At 49.1% G+C, this 25,552-nt stretch carries 19 protein-coding genes and 2 pseudogenes; 15 read left to right on the forward strand and 6 right to left on the reverse strand.

Annotated elements, in window-relative coordinates; genetic code table 11:
• Positions 1 to 11: 11 nt before the first annotated feature.
• Both Kalk_RS00640 and Kalk_RS00645 read right to left on the reverse strand, forming a co-directional pair.
• A complete protein-coding gene (locus Kalk_RS00640) occupies positions 12 to 839 on the reverse strand; it encodes an SDR family NAD(P)-dependent oxidoreductase (protein WP_101892378.1) in 828 nt (275 codons plus the stop codon).
• Positions 840 to 848: 9 nt separating this feature from the next.
• Positions 849 to 1,781 carry a metal-dependent hydrolase gene (locus Kalk_RS00645; protein WP_101892379.1) on the reverse strand — a complete coding sequence of 311 codons (933 nt, stop codon included), beginning with the start codon at positions 1,779 to 1,781 and terminating at the stop codon, positions 849 to 851.
• A 245-nt stretch (positions 1,782 to 2,026) separates the two neighbouring features.
• Between Kalk_RS00645 and Kalk_RS00650 the strand changes: the two genes are divergently transcribed.
• Positions 2,027 to 2,629: a TetR/AcrR family transcriptional regulator gene (locus tag Kalk_RS00650; RefSeq protein ID WP_101892380.1), complete on the forward strand. Its 603-nt coding sequence runs from the start codon at positions 2,027 to 2,029 to the stop codon at positions 2,627 to 2,629.
• 12 nt (positions 2,630 to 2,641) lie between these two features.
• Here the strand turns inward: Kalk_RS00650 and Kalk_RS00655 are convergent, their stop codons facing one another.
• Together Kalk_RS00655 and Kalk_RS00660 are read right to left on the reverse strand one after the other, a co-directional pair.
• Positions 2,642 to 5,692, reverse strand: coding sequence for an efflux RND transporter permease subunit (locus Kalk_RS00655; RefSeq protein WP_101892381.1), 3,051 nt, complete (start codon positions 5,690 to 5,692; stop codon positions 2,642 to 2,644).
• Entirely contained in the window at positions 5,689 to 6,735 is a 1,047-nt protein-coding gene (locus tag Kalk_RS00660; RefSeq protein WP_158643244.1) for an efflux RND transporter periplasmic adaptor subunit, read from the reverse strand. Before Kalk_RS00660 ends, Kalk_RS00655 begins: the two co-directional genes overlap by 4 nt.
• A gap of 702 nt (positions 6,736 to 7,437) precedes the next feature.
• On the opposite strand from Kalk_RS00660, the gene Kalk_RS00665 reads away from it, so the two are divergent.
• The 11 genes from Kalk_RS00665 to Kalk_RS00715 all read left to right on the forward strand — a co-directional run bounded on the left by Kalk_RS00665 (position 7,438) and on the right by Kalk_RS00715 (position 19,159).
• Complete coding sequence (locus Kalk_RS00665; protein ID WP_101892383.1) at positions 7,438 to 8,307, forward strand: metal-dependent hydrolase; 870 nt, start codon at positions 7,438 to 7,440, stop codon at positions 8,305 to 8,307.
• A gap of 21 nt (positions 8,308 to 8,328) precedes the next feature.
• A complete protein-coding gene (locus Kalk_RS00670; protein WP_101896149.1) occupies positions 8,329 to 9,297 on the forward strand; it encodes a BtrH N-terminal domain-containing protein in 969 nt (322 codons plus the stop codon).
• Between the two features lie 54 nt (positions 9,298 to 9,351).
• The gene (locus Kalk_RS00675) at positions 9,352 to 9,828 is read left to right on the forward strand and encodes a PaaI family thioesterase (protein ID WP_199767987.1); all 477 of its coding nucleotides are present in this window, start codon (positions 9,352 to 9,354) and stop codon (positions 9,826 to 9,828) included.
• Positions 9,829 to 9,831: 3 nt separating this feature from the next.
• Positions 9,832 to 10,254, forward strand: a complete 423-nt coding sequence (locus tag Kalk_RS00680) for a PaaI family thioesterase (RefSeq protein WP_233716760.1) — start codon at positions 9,832 to 9,834, stop codon at positions 10,252 to 10,254.
• 15 nt (positions 10,255 to 10,269) lie between these two features.
• Positions 10,270 to 11,820, forward strand: coding sequence for a long-chain-fatty-acid--CoA ligase (locus tag Kalk_RS00685; protein ID WP_101892384.1), 1,551 nt, complete (start codon positions 10,270 to 10,272; stop codon positions 11,818 to 11,820).
• A 43-nt stretch (positions 11,821 to 11,863) separates the two neighbouring features.
• Positions 11,864 to 13,024, forward strand: coding sequence for an acyl-CoA dehydrogenase family protein (locus Kalk_RS00690; protein WP_101892385.1), 1,161 nt, complete (start codon positions 11,864 to 11,866; stop codon positions 13,022 to 13,024).
• Positions 13,025 to 13,033: 9 nt separating this feature from the next.
• Entirely contained in the window at positions 13,034 to 14,146 is a 1,113-nt protein-coding gene (locus Kalk_RS00695) for an acyl-CoA dehydrogenase family protein (RefSeq protein ID WP_101892386.1), read from the forward strand.
• Entirely contained in the window at positions 14,133 to 15,737 is a 1,605-nt protein-coding gene (locus Kalk_RS00700) for a GMC family oxidoreductase (protein WP_324773228.1), read from the forward strand. Before Kalk_RS00695 ends, Kalk_RS00700 begins: the two co-directional genes overlap by 14 nt.
• A gap of 8 nt (positions 15,738 to 15,745) precedes the next feature.
• Positions 15,746 to 16,558 carry an SDR family oxidoreductase gene (locus Kalk_RS00705; protein ID WP_324773231.1) on the forward strand — a complete coding sequence of 271 codons (813 nt, stop codon included), beginning with the start codon at positions 15,746 to 15,748 and terminating at the stop codon, positions 16,556 to 16,558.
• Between the two features lie 90 nt (positions 16,559 to 16,648).
• Complete coding sequence (locus Kalk_RS00710; RefSeq protein WP_101892389.1) at positions 16,649 to 17,821, forward strand: acyl-CoA dehydrogenase family protein; 1,173 nt, start codon at positions 16,649 to 16,651, stop codon at positions 17,819 to 17,821.
• A gap of 183 nt (positions 17,822 to 18,004) precedes the next feature.
• Positions 18,005 to 19,159 (forward strand): acyl-CoA dehydrogenase family protein, encoded by a 1,155-nt coding sequence (locus Kalk_RS00715; protein ID WP_101892390.1) that lies wholly within the window; start codon positions 18,005 to 18,007, stop codon positions 19,157 to 19,159.
• 247 nt (positions 19,160 to 19,406) lie between these two features.
• Here the strand turns inward: Kalk_RS00715 and Kalk_RS00720 are convergent, their stop codons facing one another.
• Positions 19,407 to 20,624, reverse strand: coding sequence for a hypothetical protein (locus Kalk_RS00720; protein WP_101892391.1), 1,218 nt, complete (start codon positions 20,622 to 20,624; stop codon positions 19,407 to 19,409).
• Positions 20,625 to 21,113: 489 nt separating this feature from the next.
• On the opposite strand from Kalk_RS00720, the pseudogene Kalk_RS00725 reads away from it, so the two are divergent.
• Positions 21,114 to 21,443, forward strand: a pseudogene (locus Kalk_RS00725) (acyl-CoA dehydrogenase family protein); the annotation flags it as partial.
• Positions 21,444 to 21,627: 184 nt separating this feature from the next.
• Positions 21,628 to 21,939 (forward strand): annotated as a pseudogene (locus Kalk_RS21730) (transposase); the annotation flags it as partial.
• 206 nt (positions 21,940 to 22,145) lie between these two features.
• On the opposite strand, the gene Kalk_RS21150 reads toward Kalk_RS21730, so the two are convergent.
• The gene (locus tag Kalk_RS21150; protein ID WP_156873100.1) at positions 22,146 to 22,313 is read right to left on the reverse strand and encodes a hypothetical protein; all 168 of its coding nucleotides are present in this window, start codon (positions 22,311 to 22,313) and stop codon (positions 22,146 to 22,148) included.
• A gap of 409 nt (positions 22,314 to 22,722) precedes the next feature.
• On the opposite strand from Kalk_RS21150, the gene Kalk_RS00735 reads away from it, so the two are divergent.
• Complete coding sequence (locus Kalk_RS00735) at positions 22,723 to 25,506, forward strand: hybrid sensor histidine kinase/response regulator (RefSeq protein ID WP_158643245.1); 2,784 nt, start codon at positions 22,723 to 22,725, stop codon at positions 25,504 to 25,506.
• Positions 25,507 to 25,552: the final 46 nt, after the last annotated feature.

Here is a 25,552-nt window from a genome sequence, read left to right on the forward strand (position 1 = left end):
TGTCTCCTAATTCAGTCGGCCAGCAGGCGATAGGTCTCACCCACGATACGGGTGTACAAGCGAGGCATGAGGCGTTTGAAACGCCAAGCCATGAGGCCATCAATTTGCGGCAGCATATAAAGTTCCCCTCGATCCAGCGCATCGAGTGTTTGTCGGGCGACCTTGTCGGCTGTGGTCAGGGCGAAGCGGGTCATGGCGGCACGGGCAAACTCTCGGCGCTTTTCCGGCAGTTTGCCATCATTGACGATGTTGGTGGGTACCACTGTAGGACACAGTGCTGTGACGTTTACGCCAGTGCCAGCCAGCTCGGCGGCCAGTGTTTCCGACAGCGCCAGTACACCTGCCTTGGTGACGTTGTAGGTGCTCATCTCCGGCGCAGCGCCAAATGCGGCGGCGGAAGCGACATTAATGATGCCGCCATAGCCGAGATCCCGCAGTTTCGGCGCAAAGAAATGGCAGCCGTGAATGACACCCCAAAGGTTGACGTTCATGCACCAGCGCCAGTCGTCCAAGAGCACCTCACCGATGGGACCCCCCAGGCCCACGCCGGCATTGTTGATTACCAGCGTCACCGGACGGCCGAGTAGTTTCTCGGCTTCATCGCTGAGGGCGGCCATCTCTTTTGCATCGCCGACGTCACAGCGATGGGGAATGGCCTTACTTCCTAGCGCCTGTATGCTGGCGGCGACCTGTTCGGCTCGTGCCTCATTGATGTCTGAGCAGATCACCACACCTCCACGGCGCGCCAATTCATACGCAAAGCTACGGCCAATACCGCTGCCAGCTCCAGTGACAACAGCGGCTGCGTTGCGGGAAGGTGGTAAAGGTTGCTTCGTCATAAGAACTCCTCAGGCGGGTTGCGCCACTGGATGTAGACCGTCGCCTATCCGAGGGCCGGACTGGTGCTTCCGTACCGCCTCGAACGCCTTGTGGGTGTCGCCGGTTTTTTCGTAAACACGCTTCCAGACCTTGATGATCTCACGATTGTCATCATCCCAAGGGTGGAAGGTGGGGGAGAAGTAGGGAAAGATGCCTGCCAGCACTTTGGACAGAATGCCTGGTTTAAGGAACAGAATCCTGGTCATAGAGGCCGCTGAACGCAGGTTGAGGATCTGCTTGTCCTTATAGAGCAAGAATGCCTGATTACCGAGCATGAGGGGAAAACCAAGAGCGATAGCCAGAAGCATGCCGCTGGTGCGCAGTCGATAACTACGCAGGCCGCCACCGCTTGCGTCGACGAACACATCAAAGCTTACACTCTTGTGTTCAGTTTCCTCAACGAAGTGCCAGTACAGCATGGCACGTAATTCAGGGTGTGTTTCATCGAATAGCTCCGGGTGCTCCAGCATCACCGCGGAAATGATAGCAGTGAAATGCTCGAACGCCGCCGCAATAGAGCTTTGCATGTCATCGCTCAGGCGATGCTGGAGCTCCTTGCGAATGTGCTTGAAGATCCCCTCGACCTTGTCGATAGGGACGCCCTGTTGCACGCATATGGCGTTCATCTCGTCATGCTCACGGGCATGGATGCGCTCCTGGCGGATGAACTCCAGCGCGGCCTTGCGCACTTCCGGGTCGCGCAATTTATCGAGCTGACGCCGTGCTGAATTCATTACCCAGCGCTCACCATCCGGCACTGCGGCCAGAATGGCATTCATCCAATGCGTACACCAGGGGTCTTTGTTAAACCAGTGGCGCGCGACCGTCTCACGGTTCATTGGGAAATGGATGTCGCGCGTTACAACTTCGTCATAACCGATCTTTCGACTTGCCAGCGCCATTTGTCTGTTCTCCTAGTAGATTTCTTCATGTTATTTGTTTGGACAACCAACCATATTATGTGTCTTGGTGACCTAATGGTCAAGCAGGTGTTAAACAAAAGGGTGGAAGATGTATGTATTTGGCACAAAAGAAGGATCGCTTTGAGAGTTGCTGATCAAGTCGGAGCTGGGTTGTAGAATTGAAAAAGGTGCGCCACGGAAACATATCGACTAATATCATCGACTTGCATACGCAGGAGGATTAAGTGAAAAAGAAAAATGAACCCCAGCAAGTAAAAGTGTCTGACCGCGACTTTGTGTTAAATTCAGCCGCTCGGCTGTTTCGAGAGCAGGGCTATGATCGGACGACGGTGAAAGAAATTGCCGAAGCATGCAATTTACTGCCCGGAAGCCTTCATTATCGCTATAAAGCCAAGGAAGACATTCTTGTTGATTTGATGCGACTGGGCTTGGAGCATGCTTCGAGCGCTGTCTACAGAGCGGTGACAAGCGTAACAGATCCTGTAGAGCAATTACGGCTAGGCATAAATTCGCACCTGGAATTAGTAGTCAGTGGCTCGGATTTGGTCTACGTGCTGCTGTTCGAATGGCGCTCCTTGCGCGGTGAAGCACGAGCGGAAATGATCGAACTGCGTGACCGCTACGAGGCATTATGGGGCGCTATGCTTAGGTCTCTTGCGGATATAGGGGGGCTACGTGAGGACGTTGATCAGGATTTGCTGCGCCTTATTGGTCTTGGAGCACTCAACTGGGTAGCAACTTGGTTTCGTGAAGATGGTCGCTATTCGCTTGAGGAGATAGGTGATTTCGTCTGGCGAGTGATTCGCGACGCGGTGCTTAAGGATTAGGTGCATAGTTCCTCATCTACTTTCCAAACGAAACGCCAATGCGTAAAGCGCTGGCACGAACAAAAGCGTAATGGCGGTGCCTACAATGACACCACCAATCAGAACATACGCCATCGGCCCCCAGAAAATATCGGTCGTCAAAGGGATGAACGCAAGCGCAGCTGCCAAAGCGGTTAGCACCACCGGTCTTGCGCGCCTGACAGCCGCCTCGACGACCGCATCTGACGGCAGCATGCCATCCTCAAGGTTATCGCTGACCTGCTGAGTTAGAATTAAAGTATTGCGCATTAATATGCCCGCCAATCCGATCAGCCCAAGTAAGGCGACAAATCCGAAAGGCTGCTTGAAAACCAGCAGTGCTATGACAGAGCCAATGACGCCCAAGGGTGCTGTTAAAAGCACTATCACAACACCAGGAAAACTTCGCATTTGCAGCATCACGCAAGTTACCATCAGGGCAATCATCAGAGGGAAAACCTGATTTATAGAGTCCTCTGCTTTTTGTGAACGTTCCAGGCTACCCGCAATATCAATCCTGTAACCATCAGGGAGCGCTGCATGAATTGGTTCCAGGTCCGCCCATAATGCTTTGGTGACATCTTGTGGCTGCGCATTCTTTACCTCCCCGTGAACAGCCAGAAAGAGCTCTCGATTGTGGCGTCGAATCATGGCATCTTCGTAAGCCAGTTTCATCTCGCCCAGATGCGAAAGTGGTATCTTTTGACCCTGTTCATTGCGGAGCTCATAAATGGGTGGCTCATTTTTGGCTCGCTTGGCACCCTGGCCGCGAACGTAGACATCAACAGTTCTGATGTCTTGTCTGACCTCGGCTACTGGAACTCCATCTGTTCGATATTGCATCTGTTGAGCAACTAAGAGCGGTGTCAATCCCAGTAGTCGAAGGCGCTGTTCATCCATTTCCAGCTTCAATGTCGGTACACGTTGATCCCACTCCAAATGCGGATCGACTACGTGAGGGTTGTGGGACATGACCTCCCTGACTTGGTGGGCCAGTTTCCTTAAGGTCGCAGGGTCTTCTCCGACGACACGAAAGCTGACAGGCCAGTCAACTGGCGGCCCGAACAACAGGCGTCTGATACGAATACGTGCCTCGCCAAAAGCACCATCGGCAACATGTTGGTCCAATGCAACAATAATTCGGTCACGCTCAATCGGTCCCGTCGCAGTTACGATTATTTTAGCAAACGAAGAGTCCGGATGCTCGGGGTTGACCGAGATGAAAAAACGTGGCGACCCGCCACCGACATAACTGGCGTAGTTTTCAACACCTCCCATTGAATCTAATAGTGCTTCAAGACGTTTGACGGTCGTATCCGTTGTCGTGACCGATGTACCTGGTGCCAGATTGACATCAATCAAAATTTCGGGCCGATCCGAGCCTGGGAAGAACTGTTTTTCCACTAACCCCGCCATGCCTGCTATGCTTAGCGCCAACATCGCAAAGGTAATAAAGACCACGGTCCGCCTATGGCTAACACACCATGTAATCAAGGCCCGTAGATACTCGTAGCCCCTGGATGACTTGTAGTGATCGCCCATATTGCCGGGTTTCTGCTTGGGTGCACGCAAAATCTTTACGCCCAAATAAGGGGTAAAAGTAACGGCCACCAACCAACTGATAATGAGCGAAAAAGCCAAAACCCAAAATATATTGCCAGCGTATTCGCCTACCCCAGATTGGGCAAACCCAATCGGAACAAAGCCGAACATGGTAACCAGAGTGCCGAAAAGCATAGGCGAAGCTGTCGCATTCCAGGCATGAGTGGCGGCACTTACTTTACTCCAGCCTTCTTCCAGTTTTACCAACATCATTTCAATCGCAATGATGGCATCATCAACCAATAAACCCAGCGCGATGATTAGTGCCCCTAAGGTAATACGATCCAGATTGATATTGGCGGCTTTCATCATCACAAACGTCAGCCCCAGGGTGATCGGAACAGCGATACCCACGATCAAACCGGCGCGCAGCCCTAATGATAAAAATCCAATGCTCATCACCACGATTACGGCCACCAGAAATTTCACCTGGAACAAATTAACTGCCGCTTTAATGGCATCCGTCTGATTGGTGATTTGATCCAGTTCCATACCTAAGGGAAGCTCAGCTCTTGTTTTGCTTAGAAGCGCGTCAAGGCGTTCACCAAATTCTAGTCCGTTTTCACCCTTGTTCATGACTACGCCGACCAGGATCGCATCTTCTCCATTTACTCGAGCAAAATACGACGGTGGTTCCTCGTAACCTTGCTTAATGACGGCAATATCTCCCAGCCGGATTAGATGGTTACCGACGCGGATAGGAACCTGTGCCAATCGCTGAGGATCGGACAGATCTGAATCGAGGCGAAGCCTCAGGAGCGGCCCGGTGGTGTCAATCTGACCGGCCGGGATAAGCGTATTGTATGCTCTTATGGCGTCGAATACGGCTTGGGATGAAATGCCGCTGTTAGTCATTACGACATTGTCTAAATCGATATAGACTCTCTCTTCGCGATCGGCGATCAAATCGGCTTTCCGGGCGCCGGGAATGAGTTGTAATTCATCTCGGAGCCGCTCAGCGTAACGTGATAAATTTCGCACCGGAAGGCCGGGCGCAGAAAGGCTAAATATGCTGAAATACACATCGGAAAAGTCATCATTGACGATTGGCCCTATAACCCCTTCAGGCAAATGTGAGGACAGATCCTGCATGCGCTTTCTAACCTGAAACTGTAGTTCCGGCGTTTTATTTTGTGGCGTGTAATCATGAAATCGAACCTGGATATCAACCCGGCCTGCCTTGACTGTCGTTTTGATTTCGTCAAGATATTCAATTTTCTGGATGCTCTTCTCGATTGGGTGAGCCACTTGCTGTTCGATCTCTGCAGGAGTGGCACCTGGCCAGACTGCTGAAACCACTAACATTTGTATTGTAATAGAAGGGTCTTCCGCACGTCCCAATGAAGCAAAAGCATAAGCCCCTGCGAACACGGATAAAATCAGGAAATAAAGAGTAACTGATCGCTCTCGTACTGCAAGTGCCGATAGATTAGGAAAGCTCATTGCGCGTATTCTTTAACAGGAATCCCTGGTACTAGCAGATGAGTACCTAAGGCGATAACACGATCACCAGTCTTAAGGTCTTGCCCTTGAATTTGAGCTGAGATAGGCGTCACCCCAACCACCGCAACGGTCTGGGGTTGGGCCTGTTGATCGACAATTTGCCAGATTTGGGTATTACTTCCTCGCTCATCCAGTGCCGCCAGTGGAACTGAATAGACCTGTGTGGGAGAGTCAGGGACCATCATGCTGACCCTGACCAACATACCCAACTGTAATTCGTTACCAGAGGACTCAATCTGATAACGAGAACGCCAGGTTCTGCTGTATTCGTTAGCCGCGCCAGCGGTTTCACGAAGCTTTAGTGGTATGCGGGCATCATCGATATGGGCTAGCGCTTCTGTCGGTGGAAAAACACTCCTGGGTAGGAAAACTTCGATCTCTAACTCGCGAGTATCAGCCAATATTCCTAGGGGTTGTCCAGTCTTTACCACTTGCCCCGGCATCCCTGTGACATTCACCAAGATACCTGGCCTTGTAGCGGTTAGGGACGTATGCTGAAGCGCAATTTCTGCTTGTCGAAGTCTAGCCTGGGCAGCCTCTTTTCGCGCTTGCGCTGCATGTTTGGACAACAAAGACGCTTCAAATATACTTTGGCTAATACTGTTCTGTTCGATCAAGCGGCTGTCCCGAGCGAGGTTGGATTCCGCGTGTATCAATTCAGCTTCAGCAGCTGTCAATTGGGCCTTTGCAGCCTCCAGGCTTTGTTCAAATTCCCTTGCGTCCAACAAGAATAATGGCTCGCCGGTTGCAACAATTTGACCGGAGTCCACATACCGCTTCAGAATTCGGCCACCTACTTGAAAGGCTATAGCAACCTCTGTACGCGCCTCTACTGTGCCTGTAATCCCTTGAGGCACGGTCGTAGAATGCTCTGACACTACTGCAGTGTATACTGGATGGGGTCTGTTCAGTACAGTATCTAAGTGAGAGGACTCCTGACAGCCATACAGTGTTAACAGCGTAAGAAAGAGAGCTAGACGCATGAAGAATAAAACCCCGGCAATTAATGAGCGTGAGCGCACACATAGCATATCGGGCCATGGTAAGCAGAGAAAACACACACAGATAGCCGTGCTGCCATAAATGCGTTAATGATTGCGAATCATCCTGGGAGGTCGATCTAAATAATATGCATTAACTTTCATGTTTGCCGCTATTGGCAATGTGGTGAAATATCAGACATCGAGGAACAGTTAGCGTCCTTAAGCTCTAGCTCTAAGAGGGGGTCCTCCACTAATTGCCGGTTGGTTAAATATACATTATTTGGCTTCGAATCATTTGATTCACTCACAACACTAACAAGAAATACGTTTATCGCTGTTAAGCAGCCCAGAATAGCAATGAACTCAAGCACAATGATCCCCCTTTAAAGATAAACGTAAAGTAGCGCACATCCATAGGTTGGTCAACCACCCAATGTCCGTGCAAAACAAGTCTATAGTGTTGAGGATGAGGAGAAGAAGGGGCAAATAAGCAGACACCTACGCTACAAGGCCACCTGGCTCAAAGCCGTATGTTTTCGTTCAGATGTCCACCCCCGCTGGTCCGTTATGCCGTCGCAGAGTCTGACAGAGGAATTTTGTTTCTTACTAAAATGTCCTGGTATAGTATTGAAGTTTGGTTGGCTAGCCAATAATATACCCTCAAAGGTTAACACCCTGTGAAGGCTTGTACGGAGGCTCTTTATGAACGCGATACCAATAAAACCACGAAAAGTAACCTTTGATGTATCTACTGTTCCACGACATTGGAATGGTGGAGACCCTGTGCTAACTCGTTTCTTTGATGCCCTGTCAGTGCATTTCCCCGAGGGTGAACGGTTTTTTATCCAGTCGGTACGGAATTTCCAGGATCGGGTAAAGGAGCCAGGTTTGCGTGAGGATATTCGCCACTTTATTCGTCAAGAGGGGCAGCATGGTATTGTCCACGATCGCTTCAATGAGGTGATGGTTGGGCAGGGTGTTGATGTTGACAAGATTACCAGCAATCTGCGGCGTTTCATTCGCTCGTCACAAAAGTACTTGCCAGAGAAGTATCAGCTGGCGATGACTGCGGCATTCGAACATTTTACGGCCACTCTGGGCGAGGCAATGCTTAAGGATGAAGCTGACATGTTTACCGAAGCAGACCCTGTGATGAGGGCGATGTTTCTCTGGCATGGTGTGGAAGAGGTTGAGCATAAGGCAGTAGCCTACGACGTCTACCAAACGGCGGCGGGCGGCGGTTATCTGTCACGGGTCTCGGCGTTGGTAGTGACCATGCTAATGATTCATCTGGTGGTCGGGCCAGTGTTCGTGAACATGTTGCGTCTAGATGGCGCCATGCGCCAGCCTGGGGTGTTGATGCGTGGGCTGAATCGTCTCTATGGCCGACGTGGTATTCTAACTCGAATGTTGCCTGAATTCATGGCCTGGTTTCGCCCCGGCTTTCATCCTTGGGATACGGGCATGCCAGAGAAAGTGGCGGCATGGCTGGAAGAGTATGGGGATCATGGCGACCCAATGCGTGCATCCGCTGCCGTTTACGGAAGCTCGCCGATGAGCGAGGCAGCCTGAGTGGATGGCGAAAAGGCGGTTATGACTCACTGCCATAGGCCAGGCAGGCACTGTGGCAGTTCAGCAATACGTGACTTACTTGAGTACCATGGCTTATTGATGAGCGAAGCATGTTGTTTCGGTCTCGGGGCTGGACTCGGTATTACTTACGTGGAGATACCAGGTACCAGCACTCCTTTCATTGTTCATGTGCGCTCAATGGGGTTCGAGGAGAAGGTGTTTAATACCTTAGAGGTTCCTTTTTGTTGGACCAGTTACAGCGACAAGCCGTCCGCCAGCGCTGATTTATATCAGGCATTGCATGAAAATCGGCCTGCATTGCTTTTAACGGATATATATCATCTGCCTTATTTTGGCAGTAGCACGCATTTTCCTGGACATGCCATCGTGGCATGGCACCTCGACGAGGAGCGTAACGAAGTGCTGGTTAGCGATACGGAGCGCCCGGACTTAATTGCTGTTGCGGCGAAGAACTTGGCTGATGCACGTTTCTCGACCGCGCCACCCTTCATTCATCACGGTAACATGTTCGCGCCTCACGCCATTGATTCCAGTGTAACTCCAGAACGTGTGCGGCAAGCAATCTTCGACAATGCCTACGCGTTGGCTAATGGAAACCGTTTTAGCGGGCTTGCGGCTTTGGATACCTGGGTTGATGCGCTACCACGCTGGTCAGCGGAGGAAAACTGGCGCTGGTCGTTGCGCTTTGCCTATCAGGTGATCGAAAAGCGCGGTACAGGTGGCGCTGGATTCCGTGCCATGTATGCCGATTTTTTGGAAGAAGTGGGAGAAATGCTCCCCGCTGTAATTCATGCGAATTTAGTAGAATTAATGCGCAGCGCGGCAGCGAGCTGGTCTGGTTTGGCTGAGACTTTGAAACAGGGCTCCGAGTCAATGGTGTTCCCCTTCGTTGAAATAAAGAGCGCCATTAATCATGTAAAGATGCGCGAGTCACATTACGTGAAGTATGCGCTGGATGTCCTGGCCTAAGTCACAGCAAATCCATAGGTTCTTGGATGCAATTAATTATATAAGAAGTTACCAATGATTGAGGAAGATACCTTGGCGGCGGATCGTAATATGACCATCGCCGAAACATTTTTTGGAACATCTCATCCCTTGTTCAATGCGTTTGGTGTACAAGTGGAAGAAATCGGCAAGGGGCGAGCAGTGATGAGTCTCGCCTGCCGTCCTGCCCTTTGCAACCGAGTTGAGGGCGTTCATCGCGGAGTGGTAGTCACGTTGCTAGACACCAATTGTGGGCTGGCGATATTTTCGCGACTCGGTGATATGCGTCCGATTGCTACTATCGATCTTCGCGTCGACTTTATCAAGGAAGTGCCTAGTGGAGAGGGTATTTTCAGTGAGGTGGAGTGTTATGCGGTGCAGGGTGATATAGCTTACGTCCGCGGGCGCGCTTGCGCGTGCTCTGATCACTCTTTGTTGGCTTCGGTGTCAGGCTCCTTTGCTGTTGGTACTCTTGGTCCAGCGTTTGATTCAGCGATGAAAGAAAGGAGCTAGGAAATGGGTGAACCAACTGTGTTTGAAGCTCCACGAATGAATAAAGTGCAGAAAGAGATGCTTGAGAATACCCCTTTTGTGGAGTTTCTGGGGCTTGAAACGGTGGATTCGGATAAAGGTATAGCTTATCAATTGTCTTTCCGCGAGGAGCATATCGGCAATACACTGCTACGCACTTTTCACGGAGGCATTCTCGCTAGTTTTGGCGAAATCACAGCGGCCCTCTATCTGGTGCAATCGCTTGATCTGGATAAAGAGCCTTCGTGTAACAGTATGACCTTTGACTATCTACGTCCCGCGTTTGCTGGGAGCATTCGTGCCGAGCCTCGCCTTATCCGTGCTGGCAGACGTTTTATCGTTGTTTCTGTCGATATCTATCTGGACAAGAAACTGGTCTCAATCGGACGTTTTATCTACACCCGTTAATATAAGGAGCTTGTTGTGATCATATCACAGACTTTGCGCCGTGCCGCGCAGCAACATCCCAATGGTACTGCGACGATCTATAAAAATAGAAAGCAGTCATGGCGGGAGTTTGAAGGCCGCGTGGCTAGACTTGCTGCAGGCCTGCTGTCATTGGGGATAGAAAGGGGAACCCGCATTGCGATCTTGTCTCTTAATAGCGACCGCTATCTCGAATATTTCTATGCGGTGCCCTGGGCTGGCGCGGCCCTTAATCCCGTCAATATTCGGCTTGCTCCCCCGGAAATCGCCTTTACTCTTAATGATTCCGGCTCGTCAATCTTGTTTGTGGATGACACCTTCAGTGCGATGCTACCGAAGTTGCGTCCGCTGCTTGATAGTGTCGAACATGTGGTGTTTATGGGCGACGGCGAGTTACCGGAAGGTTGTGTTAGCTACGAGGCGTTGATTGACGCGTCAAAACCTATACAGGATCTCAGCAAAGGCGGAAAGGAGCTCGCCGGACTTTTCTATACCGGGGGTACCACCGGCCGGTCCAAAGGCGTGATGCTGAGTCATGACAACCTCGTTTTCAACGCGCTTAATGTGGTGCCGGAAATGAGTTACGGGCCTGACACTATTTATATGCATGCGGGTCCGATGTTTCATCTGGCTGATATGGCAAGCACCCTTGCAGTAACCCTGGCCGGTGGAACCCACGGGATTGTGCCACGTTTCGAAGTCGGCGATGTGCTGGGCTTCATTGAGCGCGAGAAAGTCACACACACGCTACTCGTACCTACAATGATCAACCTTCTCGCGTCGTCCGGAAAAATAAAGGATTTCGATGTCAACAGCGTGAAGCGCATGCTGTATGGCGCGTCGCCGATGCCAGAGGCAGTATTGATCAGTGCCATGGAGCAGATGCCGCACGCCTTGTTTGCCCAGGGTTATGGGCAGACAGAGGCTTCACCCATCATTACCGCGTTGGCCCCGGAGTTCCATGTGCCGGGAGGCGACAAGCTACGAAGTGCGGGCAGGGCTGCGCTGGGTGTCGAGGTTGCCATTCTTGACAAAAATGATGTTGAGCTACCGCGTGGTGAAGTCGGGGAGATCTGTGCCAGAGGTGGGAACGTTATGCTCGGTTACTGGGGAATGGAGCAGGCATCGGCCGAAACTCTGCGCAACGGCTGGTTGCATACCGGTGATCTCGGCTATATGGATGAAGATGGGTTTGTCTTTATCGTCGATCGTAGCAAGGACATGATCATCAGTGGTGGAGAGAATATCTTCTCTGTCGAAGTGGAAGGCGCCATCTACAGCCATCCTGCGGTGCAGGAATGTGCGGTAGTAGGGATTCCCCACGACGAATGGGGCGAAACAGTGCATGCCATCGTGGTGCTTTGCGAAGGTCATACTCTTAAGGAAGATGAGCTGTTGGTCCATTGCCGGGAGCGCATTGCGGGCTACAAGCTCCCTCGAAGCGTCGAGTTTCGAAGCGAACCATTGCCCATAAGTGGTGCCGGTAAGATTCTCAAAAACGAACTTCGAGCTCCTCACTGGCGGCAGAAGGAGCGGGGGGTCAACTGAACCACTGTTTTCGCTAAGATCAATTACTAGCACGGAATAAACCATGAATCTTGAATTTACACAGGAAGAGTTGGATTTTCAAAAGTCCATACGCGCATGGATGCGGGAAAACGTACCTGAAGCGCTTGAGCGCGTGTCAGCACTTGGCAATATGCCAACCAAGTCGCAGCAGCAACAGTGGGAGAGGTGTTTGGGTAAACAGGGCTGGCTGGCGCTAACTTGGCCAGAACAGTACGGTGGGCCAGGCTGGACGGCGACGCAGCGCTATATCTTCGATATCGAAAGGGCGATGGCCGGAGCGCCGCCAACCAGCCCCTTCGGTGTCGCCATGGTAGGCCCAGTTATTTATACATTCGGCTCGCCGGAACAGAAGGAGAGATGGCTGCCTGGGATTACCAGCGGCGAGACTCTCTGGTGTCAGGGATATTCTGAGCCCAATGCCGGGTCGGATCTCGCGTCGCTTAAAACCCGCGCTGAACGCAAACAGGATCACTATCTGGTCAATGGACAGAAGATCTGGACCACGCAAGCGCATTGGGCAGACATGATGTTCTGTCTCGTCAGAACCGACCCCGAGGCAAAGAAGCAACAGGGCATCTCTTTTCTGCTTATTGACATGAAGACACCGGGCATCGAAATTCGCCCCATTTATTCCATTGATGGGCACCATCATCTCAACGAAGTATATTTCACCGATGTCGAGGTACCTCTGGAAAATCTGGTTGGCCAGGAGGGTATGGGCTGGACCATAGCCAAGTTTCTACTGACACATGAGCGTACCACGATAGCTGGCGTGGCCGACAGCTATTATGCGCTGGCACGGATGAAGCAGGCGATTGAAGATGTACCCTATTATACCGACAAGCCATCGGCAAGGCGGCGTATGGCCGAACTCGAAGTCGAATTGATGGCGCTGGAGTATACCAACTTTAGAACCGTTGCAGCCACAGACGAGGGTAAACCCTTCGGACCGGAGTCCTCCGGGTTGAAAATCAAAGGTACGGAACTGCAGCAAAAGATGTCTCAAGCCATGGTTGAGATTGGGGGGTTGATGTCGCTTGCCTGGGATAGCCCTTCGGTAGTGGGTAACGAAAGCTTCAATAATGCTCCCCGGCGTTACAATTTTTTACGTGCTTGCACGATCTATGGCGGCTCAAATGAGATTCAAAAGAATGTGCTTGCCAAAATGCTGCTGGGATTATAAGGGGCGATAATGGAATTCAATCTTTCTGAAAACACGACAATGGTTGCGGATACAGCGCGGCGCTATCTCAAGGATCACTATGGTTTTGTCACTTATAATGAACAGCTAAACCAGACCAGTCATTGTGATCCGGCACGATGGGGGCTAATGATGGAGCTTGGGTGGTTGGGTCTCCCGTTTCCCGAGACCGTCGGAGGCTACGGTGGCGAGCTGATTGATGTTGCGATGATTGTCAGGGAGCTTGGAGCGGCCTTGTGTCTGGATCCTTATGTTGATTTGGTGGTCGCCCCAGGAAAATTGCTCGAATATATTGGATCCGAGCGCGCGATCGGGCTATTGCAATCCATCGTCGAAAACAATGAAAAGGTGGCGTGTGCATTCTATGATTGTCATGCCGGTTACAACGTTCATAAACCGACTTCGTCCATCAGAGAAGGTAAGCTGTCAGGCCAGAAGAGTTTTGTTCCGGATGGCGGCTGCGCGAGCAAGGTTCTAGTGACGGCGAGGCTCGGAGAAGAGTTAGTATTGCTCGTCGTGCCGCTTGAAAGCTGCGAGATCACGCGTTATCGGGCGCTGGACGGTAGTCGATACGCAGATCTGGTGTTTCATGATATCGTGATTGAGGACGGAATGATTCTCTCGCGTGGCGCGGAGACTAGCCGTGTTATCAGCCAAGTTGTTGCCTGGCTTCAGGCCCTTGATTGTGCGCGGATGTATGGCGCTGCGAATGCGCTTTATCTGCGCACCCTTGAATATGCAAAGACGCGTAAGCAATTCGGCTCAGCCATAGGTAGTTTTCAAGTTATTCAACACTATCTTGTGGATATGTTTACTGACCTCCAGCAATTGGAGTCAATGTTATTCATGGTCTCAGTGAAAGCCGAGCTAGGAAATGCGCAAGAACGAGATCGTGCGTGCTCGGCGGCGAAGGCCTACTATGCCGACAAGGCGGTAAAGATCGCTCAGCAAGCCATCCAGATTCACGGTGGTATTGGCGTCACCGAAGAGCTGGACATAGGCCACTACTTTCGTCTTATGACCCACTGTTCCTTGACTCATGGTCATCGTGACTATCACCTTGATCGTTTGGCCTCCTTGAGCGAGGTGAATGGTCGTGGATGATTATGACTTTATCGTCGTCGGAGCGGGGTCCGCCGGCTGTGTCTTAGCCAATAGATTGAGTGAGTCGGGGGAGTTCTCGGTTTGCGTGCTGGAAGCAGGTCCGCATGACAATAGCGGGTTCGTGAACGTGCCATTCGGAGTCATCGGACTGATCAAGGAGGGAAAGCGCAACTGGGGTTATAATACTGTAGCGCAGAAATCGCTTGATAACAGGCAACTTTATTGGCCTCGCGGAAAAACCCTTGGTGGGAGTAGCTCGATCAATGCTATGGTTTACATTCGTGGTCAACCTCAGGATTACGATGCCTGGCGCGATTTAGGTTTGAAAGGTTGGGGTTGGGACGATGTGCGACCGCTCTTCAATGCTCATGAGCATAATGAGGAATACTTGTTTGACACATGGCATGGTAACGGAGGGCCGCTGAATGTCACCCGCGTCAGAGATCCGAACCCGCTGACTGAGCTGTTTATTCGTGCCGGCCAAGAGCTGGGCGAACAACGTAACGATGATTTCAACGGCGAAACCCAGCGCGGTTTTGGTCGTTTCCAAGTGACGCAAAAAGACGGTCAACGCTGGAGCGCGGCACGGGCGTTTCTTGATCCGGCGAAGGAACGAAAGAATCTGAACATTCTGACCGATGCGGTGGTCTCCCGAGTTTTAATCGAGAAAGAGCGTGCGGTGGGGGTCGAATATATTGATGCGGCGGGTACTTCGCACATACTTCGGGCGAAGTGTGAGGTTGTCCTTGCAGGGGGCGCTATCAACTCCCCTCAGTTGCTAATGCTTTCTGGTATTGGTGATCGTGACCATCTACAAAGTGTTGGTATTGATTGTCTAGTTCATTCTCCTGAAGTGGGTCGCAATCTTCAGGATCATCTCGACATGACTATATCGATTCATGATCGCAGCCGGCAGTCGATTGGCTTTTCCCCTTACTTCGTACCGCGTTTGCTGCGTGCGTTCTACGATTACTTCCGCTATCGGCGCGGGTTTCTTGCCAGCAATGCAGCGGAAGCGGGGGCGTTTGTCAATGTGGGTGGCGGCTCTTGTCCGGATGTACAGTTGCATTTTCTGCCTACGTTTTTACGTGATCACGGTAGAAAGTTGACCCCAGGCTTTGGTTGCACTATCCACGTCTGCCAGTTGCGACCCAAAAGCCGGGGATGGATTCGTCTGATCGATAACGATCCTGGTAGCGCACCACTAATCAATCCCTGTTATCTGTCCGACGATGATGATCTCCGAATTCTGCGTGAGGGTGTCAAGTTGGCTCGCCGGGTATTCCACACCAAAGCTTTCGCTAGAGCTTATGGAGGCGATGATCTGCCGGCTAGCGATGTCGTCACTGATGCCCAGATAGACGCTGATATACGTCAGCGTGCTGAATCCATCTATCATCCGGTGGGCACCTGCCGTATGGGAAAGGATAATCTGTCAGTAGTAGATAGCCGGTTAAGGGTCAGAGGCTTATCTGCTTTGCGTGTTGCCGACGCATCCGTCATGCCGTTATTAATCAGTGGTAATACGAACGCGCCTACTATGGTGATTGGCGAGAAAGCGGCTGGTTTTATTCTTCGGGACAATTCGTGATTAGATAATTGAATATCGGTGACGCGTTTATTGGCAATTCAAATCAAAGGTATATTATGGAATTAAACGGTAAGATAGTGGCAATTACAGGTGGTGGTCGCGGCATTGGCCAGGCAATAGCAGTGGGTTTGGCTAAGAAGGGTGCCAAGATTGCTATCCTAGATTTGGATCAAGATGCTTTGGCTAAAACGAAGGCATTAGTGGAGGCAGAGGGCAGCGAAGCCCGTGGATATCAATGTAATGTCGCTGACGAGGAACAAGTAGAGTCCACTTTTAGTCGAATCGTTGCGGATTTTGGTTCCATTGAAGGCCTAGTGAATAATGCAGGTATTCTTCGTGACGCTCAGTTGATCAAAGTTAAAGAAGGCAAAGTGGTTAAAAAGATGAGTGCTTACCATTTTGAACTTGTTGTAGATGTGCATATGAAAGGCGCTTTCTTATGTGCCCGCGAAGCGGCTGCACACATGGTTGAACTAGGTGTAAAGGAAGGCTGTATTGTTAGCATGTCATCTATCGCTTATCGCGGTAATTTTGGTCAAACAAATTATTCTGCAGCCAAAGCTGGCATTGTTTCCATGAGTCGTGTTTGGGCGAAAGAACTTGGTCCATACAATATTCGCTCAATGGCTGTTGCACCGGGTACTATTGAAACTGAATTATTAAGAAGCATGCCTGCAGATATTCTGGAAGACTTTGCGAAAATGGTTCCACTACGTCGAATTGGTAACACAGATAATATTGCTCAAGCGGTAGAATCTATATTTGAAAATAGCTATCTAAGCGGCGATGTAATGGAAGTTCATGGTGGCTTTACTATTTAAGTATACGGTTAATGTAGTGGTGTTGCGGTTATTTCCCTTAACCAATACTCTCCTTTTACTATCGGTGGAAAAATAATAAACGAGGTCAGTATGTCCCTGGATTTCGATGGAGCACGTTTACCCAACCCCTATTTGACCGAAGATCACGAGGCCTGGCGCGATCAGCTGCGTAAGTTTATTGATTCCGAGCTGATGCCCTATGCCAATCAATGGGAGGAGGATCATAAGGTTCCCGATGAGATCTTCCCCAAGGCTGCTGAAGTGGGCATGTTTGCCGTGGGTTATCCCGAGGCCTACGGCGGCCTGACTGAAGGGTTGGATGTATGGCACGGCAATATCATCTATGAAGAGTTGGCGCGTCTTGGTGCCGGTGGTGTCGGTGCCGCTCTCACCGTGCATGGTATTTCACTGCCTACCATTTTGAAACTGGCCTCCGAGGAAGTTAAGCAAGAGGTTGGCCCCGCTGTAATCAGTGGTGAAAAGCGTATTTCTTTGGCGGTGACCGAGCCCGGTGCAGGTTCTGATGTGGCGCAATTAATCACCACTGCTGTGTGCGATGGAGATTTCTATATTGTTAACGGCTCCAAAACCTTTATCACTGGCGGCATGTACTCCAGTTGGGCCTCCACCGCCGTTCGTACCGGTGGAGAAGGGTTGGGCGGTATCTCTCTGTTGTTGATTCCTCTCGATGCCGAGGGCGTTAGCCGCACGCAGCTGGATAAAAAACAGGGCTGGTGGGCATCCGATACCGCGACCTTATACTTCGACAATGTGCGAGTGCCTGTAGGCAACTTGGTGGGCAATGAAAACGAAGGTTTTAAAGCCATTATGGGCAACTTCAATCTGGAACGTATGCAGTTGATTGTGTCCATGGAAGCCTTCGCCCGCGTCTGTCTCGAAGATGCGGTAAAGTGGGCCCAGGAGCGTAAGACCTTTGGCAAGACCTTGTCCCAGCATCAGGTGATCCGTCACAAAATTGCTGATATGAAACAACGCATAAACGCCACTCAAGCCTATATCCAAGTATGCTCCAAACAGTTGATGGATGGTAAGCCCAATGCTGGCGATATCGCAATGTGTAAGGTGCAGGCCAGTCAGACCATGGAATTTTGTGCTCGTGAGGCCATGCAGATTATGGGGGGTATTTCCTATATCCGTGGCAATCGCGTGGAGCGTATTTACCGTGAAGTGCGCGTCAATGCCATTGGCGGGGGATCGGAAGAAATTATGCGTGATCTAGCGTCACGTCAGTATGGGTTTTAATCACGAAAAGCCTTATAAATGGCCCCTCATTCCCGCGAACACCGGAATAACGCAGATAACTAAAGCGGACACAAAAATATAAAGGATAACAACAATGACAATGAAACTGCCTACATTTAAGTAATTGTTTTTTCCCGTAAGTAGAGCAGGTAGCCACAGACTATTAAGCGAGAGAAAATAATTATGAGATTTACTGAAGAACACGAAGCAATACGTAATACCATTGCCCAGTTTATTGATAAAGAAATCAACCCCTACTGTGATCAATGGGAAAAAGACGGTATCTTCCCAGCTCATAAGTTGTTCAAAAAAATGGGCGACCTTGGTCTTCTGGGGATCGCCAAGCCAGCCGAGTACGGCGGCATGGGATTGGACTACAGTTATCAAATTGTGTTCTCTGAAGAGCTAGGTCGCATTGCCAGTGGCGGTGTTTCCATGGCCATCGGTGTGCAAACCGATATGTCTACACCGGCCATGGCCAAGTTTGGCAGCAACTACATCAAGGAAGAGTTTCTTTCAAAAGCCATTGCAGGTGATGCAGTATGCTCAATTGCTGTGAGTGAGCCTCACGCCGGTTCTGATGTGGCCAATATTAAAACCACCGCTGTAAAAGACGGAGACGACTACATCATCAGCGGCACCAAAATGTGGATCACCAACGCCACCCAAGCGGACTATCTGTGCCTGCTGGCCAATACCGGTGGTGACAAGCCTCATAAGAGCAAATCTTTGATCGTCGTGCCTACCAACACCCCGGGTATTTCATTCTCGGAAAAGCTCGACAAATTGGGCATGCGTTCTTCCGATACTGCACAGATTTTCTTCGACGAGGTGCGCGTCCCACAGAAGAACCTGATTGGTGAAGAGGGCATGGGTTTTACCTATCAGATGATTCAGTTCCAGGAAGAGCGTTTGTATTGCGCTGCGGGATTACTGAAGTCCATGGAACACTGCATTAACACCACTATTGAATACACCCGCGAGCGCCAGGCGTTTGGTAAGCCGCTGTTGGATCAGCAGGTAATTCACTTCCGTCTGGCGGAGTTGCAAACCGAAGTAGAAGCTCTGCGTGCGTTGACCTATGACGCGGTAGAGGGCTACATCAATGGCATGGAAGTGACCTTGAAAGCCTCCATGGCGAAGTTGAAAGCGGGGCGTTTGGTGCGTGAAGTCACAGACGCCTGCCTGCAGTACTGGGGAGGTATGGGCTTCATGTGGGATAACCCAGTTTCCCGCGCCTACCGTGATCAGCGTTTGAGCTCTATTGGTGGTGGTGCCGACGAGGTAATGCTTGGCATTATCTGCAAGAAAATGGGCACCTTACCGCGCTTAATTTAGCAACAGGGTTATTAGCAGGGTTAGTTCATGGGAATTGTTGATAGAAAGATTCATTAACTTACTTGTAGTAATTGCCAACATATACATGGTGATAAAATCAAATGACGCTGCATTCCGCTCAACCAAACTAGCATTTATGGTTTTTCTGTTACAAAAAATGCCTCCTTTATCTAAAGGAGGCTTCAGAAAATGCACTCTAAAGAGTGGCACAAAAAACGATCATTAGACTTATATAAAGCAGTTTAGATTATGCCACCTTACGGCCCCAATTTAGAATTTTTCCACCAGTCTCAGAGGTGACTTTTTTACCCGCCCTATAAAGATCGAACACCTCCTTTTCGATCCTTGCCATCTCTTCACCAGTAACCGATTCCGAACTCATAAAATCAATGTAATCATGGCCTTTCCGCGTAAGTTTAGCGTACATGTTGAAGGCATCATTTAACATTTCTGTTAATACGACGGGAGGAATTACCATATGAAATCCAACTCGATCCGTCATATGAAAAACTTTTCGAACCAACGATCCTCCAAACTCTAAAGAATCTACACCTAATACTGCCATGTCTTTTTCAATCGAAACCAACAAAGGAATAGCAGGAAGCACCATAGATAATCGGCGCAACTGAGCATAAGGGCTGTATTTTTGCCACCAGGACATCGGCAACTCATCAAAATAATTAACTGGCAGTGCGCAATGCCTGGATTCGTCCAAGTGGAACATTTTTAGAATTTCTAGCCCTGGCATCTCTCCAAACATACCAAAAAGACCCATTGCTATATTTTCAACAAGGACGTTCATGCCAAAGAACTTTTCGAGCCCCTTGGACTTTAGCGTACGCTCCATTACTAAGTATTCCCAAACAAGGAATCTTGGCACTTCACAATCCCAAGCCAATAGCAACTCACGCAAAACCACAAAGTGTTTCGCCTCCTCAAGAACTTGCATAGTAACAGCAGCCTTACCGCCCGTGCTCTCCGCATCAACCAACACTTCCGCTGACACCATCCAGGCATACGCTTCGCCATGAGCAATCAGTGACAAGACATTAACGATCGCCTGCTTTTGCTCTTGAGTGTAATGAGCGTTTATTAGTGCCTTGTATTCTTCTGTTGAGTAGCGGTCCAGCTCTTTCTTTTCAGCAACACTTAACGAATCTTTTGCTTGAGTTAGAAACGCTTTTTCATCTTTTGTTAAATCTTTAAAATCAGTTCCAGTATGAGGGGCATGCTGCTCAGCTTTCCAAAGCATACGCAAACTCTTGTCATAATGTTTAATTCGAAGCTTATCATTAGCCCCGCCTACAAATTCGAAATTATAATCGTCATAACGCCCCTTTCTTCCACCGATACCAATCAAACCCTTAGCTTTGTCGTAGTTACGAATCGCGCTATTTAACACACGCTCAAATTTGTCGAAATTGTCATGGAATTTGCTGTTCACCGGCAACGGTTTAATATTCATATGTTTTCTCCGCTAGACTACTGAGTAGAAGGCTAAAACCAAGTGCATGAAATTATTTGTATGTACACCCAACCAATAAAACTCTTGCACAATTCAATGAACATTTAATTGATATGTGTCATATAGTTTTTAAGTACACTGATAAATTCATCAAATGATGCCGAAGCATTCCCTCGATATCACCGTAGCTCAGCGAGTAGGCCAAATACCGTCGAACTGATTGCAAAATGACATCCTGTGTGGGTAGGCGTATCCTTCAAAGTTGATCATCGGTCACTGTTCAGATAATCAAAAGTGTAACAAGACCGAGACAGATACGACGCAACCGTGATATTGAAGGCATTTCTTTTAGATTGATTATGGTTTCAGGTAATGCGGTAAATCATCGTGCCGTTTGTAAGCAGTTTCCCAGAATTCTCCTCGCTGATGTTCACTTCTGAAAAAACGAGTTCTCGCCCGCGTTTTACAGTGTAAGCGGTGACAATAATATCCTTTGAATATACCCGCGAGCGCCATGTACTTGATAAGCCGCTGTTGGATCAGCAGGCAATTCACTTCCGTCTGGCGGGATTGCAAACCGAAGTAGAAGCTCTGCGTGCGCTGACCTATGGGGCGGTAGAGGACTACATCAATGGCATGGAAGTGACCTTGAAAGCCTCCATGGCGAAGTTGAAAGGGGGGCGTTTGGTGCGTGAAGTCACAGACGCCTGTATGCAGTATTGGGGAGGTATGGGCTTCATGTAGGATAACCCAGTGTCCTGCGTCTACCATGATCAGCGTTTGAGCTGCAAGAAAACGGGCACCTTACCGCGCGGCTAATTGAACTACAGAGTTTAGCATGGTTAGTTCACGGCAGTTGTTGAAACACAACTGGGCACGTAGTTTGATGGGTTCCAAAACAACCTTAAACCACATGCGGGCTCCTGGCGAAAACCCTCGCTATGTCGTCACCAGCCTGTCTGACACACCAAAAGCCATTTATAGAAAATGATATTGCGCCCGGGGCGACATGGGAAATCGGATCAAAGAACAGCAGTTTTTATTTTCTGATCGAACGTCCTGTCACCACTGGTGGCCTAACCAATTCAGGCTCTTACTCTCTGTTATGGCCTATACATTGGTTTACAGGCTGCGTCGTTTGGCACTGCATGGAACGGAATTGGGTAGTGCTCAGGTTAACACCGTCCGAACTAAGTTATTCAAAGTCGCAGCCGTTGTAGTGCAGAACACTCGACGAATTAACTTTATGTTGCAGAGTCGTTATCCGCATAGGGATCAATTTGAGAAAGCGCTGGCCAATTTAAATAGTGGATAGAAGAAAGGGTGCTGGCCCGGCACGGAATAATGAATGGGGTAAGGGGAAGTACGCCCAAAATTTATAAATCGGTATGATATACGCTCAATCTAAAAAAATTAGGCAATGTTAGCCAACAACTTGAGATCTTGATGTCCTTGCTTGATTTGGTGAAATATTCGGGCTAGGGGGCAGGCCTTGGGCACGCAATAGCCACTACCCGCCGACTAGGGTTGCTCTGGCGCGAAGAGTGTAGGGTCAAGCGGGATCTTGTAGGGATCATAGCGAATGTCATCGCGTACGGCATAGTAGAGCTGGTCGGCGCGATTTCGGGCAAAGGCCTGGATGTCAATGAAGTCGCTCCCTGCCAGGTAACTGTGGGTATCTACATTCATCTCAGTACTCGTTCCTTAGGGTGGTATTCATCGCCGAGTGTGGATGAGTGCCATATAAGCCGATTCACAAGGCTCATAATGCAGGTGGTAACACGCCCGTCGACCCTAACAGGTTTCTTAAAGATAAGCGAGGGGTGGCTTTTACGGCTATGAATCTGCTGGGCCTGTGCGTGCGGATGGTTGCGGTCTATACTAATTTAATAGCTTGGTTCATTGGCAGCTCACTTTTATCGGCGTGATACGATAAAGAATCTGGCCTACACTAAGATAATATCTAATTCAAAGAGAGTTGATGTGACTGAAGACTCGAGTCGTTCCTAACGTTTGCTCATTGGCAATACTTCTAGCCCGCTTATCTAGAATGTTTGTCATAGTATTATTGTTCTCGCCGTGGAGTGTAGCTAGCGCTGTGGAAAACTATAGTGCTGCGCAGCTCTCCTATGAAGTTCACTATATAACTTTACCACCAGATTGCACTTCCCATTCTGCAATAGACGATTCAGAATGGTTGACGATGGAAGGGCATTCTAATAGCTTTGGTTTGACTTCTGATTGTTATGTCTTCCGTGTTGCAATAACCAACCATACCCACTCTGAACTACCTGTTATGCTCGAAATTACCTATCCGCTGCTCGACAGTGTAGAGGTCTACAAATCGAGTCTGGCTGCTACCTCTCATGTTTTATCATTGGGGGACCTGAAGCCCTTCGGGAGTCGCCTTATGGATAAACGAACCTTTATTATCCCCTTGAAGTTGACACCAAATCAGGAAATTACATACTTTTTTAGTATAAAAACTGACAGCGCTATGCAATTTCCGCTTAAGATTTGGAAACCCGAGGCCTATTACAAGGCTGAGATAGGCCAGCATGCCTGGTATGGAATGTACTTTGGGGTATTGATGGTAATGGCCGCCTATAACTTGATTATATTCTTCGCGGTTCGCAATCAGGCCTATCTTTGGTATGTATGTTATGTAATTGCATTTGCATTTTTTCAGGCTTCCATAGAGGGTTTATCGTTCCAGTATCTGTGGCCAGACAGTGTCTGGTGGAACTCCGTCTGCAGAGCTTTCTTCGTCGGGTTAATGATGTTTGGGATAGTGCTTTTTCAAATGCATTTTCTGGATCACCGTTCCCACAGTCCTAGGCTTTATAAGCTCTGTAACTGGGCAGTCTACGCGTCAATACTTCTTATGGTGACGACTTTCTTTATACCTTATGCAGTCAGCATTCATGTTGCGGCGGTGCTTGTTTGTTTGCTGGTTTGCTACGTTTGCATTTTAGCTCTAATTAGTGGGTACTGGGCCTGGTTCAAAGGCTTTGCTCAAGCTCGTTACTTCTGCCTCGCCTGGACAGTATTGCTTCTGGCAGGATTAATAACTGTAATGAACTACGTAGGACTGTTACCGCGTAGCTCGTTTACTGCATATTCAACCCAAGTGGGATCAATTATAGAAATGATTCTGCTGTCCTTTGCTTTGGCTGAAAGCATCAATCGGGAACGCCAGGACAAAATGAAGGCTCAACAGAGAATGCTGGAACAGGCTGAGGAAATCAACCGTGAGCAGAAGCGTACACATTTGTTGATGGAAGAATCTTATGAGAAAGAAATGGCTGCTTTACAGAAGGCCATGGATGCGGAAGCGGAAAGCAAGTCTAAAAGCCAATTCCTAGCTACCATGAGCCATGAAATACGGACCCCGATGAACGGAGTTATTGGCATGACTGAGTTGTTGAGGACAACACCTTTGAGTGCCATTCAAAGTAAGTATCTGGAAATAATCAACAATTCAGGACAGGCTCTGTTATCCATTATCAATGACATACTAGACTATTCCAAAATTGCTGCCGGTCACATGGAGCTTGAGCTAATTACTTTTGATCTCGAAAAACTGGTTCATGAATGCACGTCGTTACACAGTGTTAACGCAGAAAAGAAGTCAATTGAATTGGCCGTTTTCACCGACCCTGCCTTGCCGAAAAGAATCATAGGTGATCCAACACGACTCCGACAGATTATTAATAACTTGCTGAGCAATGCGACTAAGTTTACTCAGGATGGTTATGTAAAACTCCAGGTAAAAAAAACTCAGCATCAAGATCAAATTTTATTTGAAGTAGTTGATACCGGGCCAGGTATCAGCCCCGAACATCAAAGTAAGCTGTTTACTGCTTTCCAGCAGGCTGACTCTTCTACCACTCGAAAGTTTGGAGGAACCGGTCTTGGGTTGAGTATTTGCAAACAGTTAACTCATCTCATGGGTGGTGAAATTGGTGTCAGAAGCGAAGCCGAAAAAGGATCTACATTTTATTTTTTCATTCAATACACTGAATCTGATGGTGCCAATATCAGCAAGGCGGATCGTTTACGGGGTGACGATAGATTCTTGGTTAGATCGACATTCCTGATCAGTACTCAGCCATTACTCTTACAATTGTTCGAGGAGGCCGCCTCGAGGTATGGCTTTTCATGCTCCGTCTATCCGAAATTTTCAAGCTTTGCGCTCGACGTGGAGCAAAATAGTCAGCTTAGGGCAAAACCATTATTAGTGTTTGTCGACCAGAAACAGATGGAATCCGGTGAGTTGAACCCCGATTTGGTATCCGATTTTGCAAGCAGCAATCCCGTAGTTGAGTTTGTTTACCTGACCGGAATTAATGCGAGTTTGGCCAATCAGAGATCGCTTATTGCCGGTCGTTTCCTGTCTACTCAAAAACCAGTATCCGTGCTTGATGTCGCTGCACTGCTGAAGAGTTTCTCAGAGAGCAGTGCAGCTGAGATGCAGAGCGAAGCTGAACGTAAATATCCAGATCTTAGTCATCTACAGGTTCTCGTGGCGGAAGACAATCCGGTCAATCAAATGGTTATCAAAGGTATGTTGAGTAAATTTGGCATTGATCCCGCCATTGCAAGGAATGGAAAAATCGCAGTTAACATGGCAACAGAGAATCATTTTCATGTCATTTTTATGGATTGCGAAATGCCCGTTATGGATGGTTTAAGGGCCAGCAAACTAATTCTCAGGCAGGGAGGCAGGTCAGGTGGAACTCCACAGATTGTGGCGCTTACCGCGCACGTAATGCAGGATATCAGGGATCAATTCAAGTCCATCGGTGTGCATGAGTTTCTTGTGAAACCAGTCATGCTGGATGATATTAGTCGAGTTTTCTCAGATCTGTGGCCAGATTAGCTCGATACGTCTGCAAAAAAAGATCCTAACCTGTCGGTATAATAGT

Origin of the sequence: Ketobacter alkanivorans (assembly GCF_002863865.1) — a bacterium.
Classification (GTDB): Bacteria; Pseudomonadota; Gammaproteobacteria; order Pseudomonadales; family Ketobacteraceae; genus Ketobacter; species Ketobacter alkanivorans.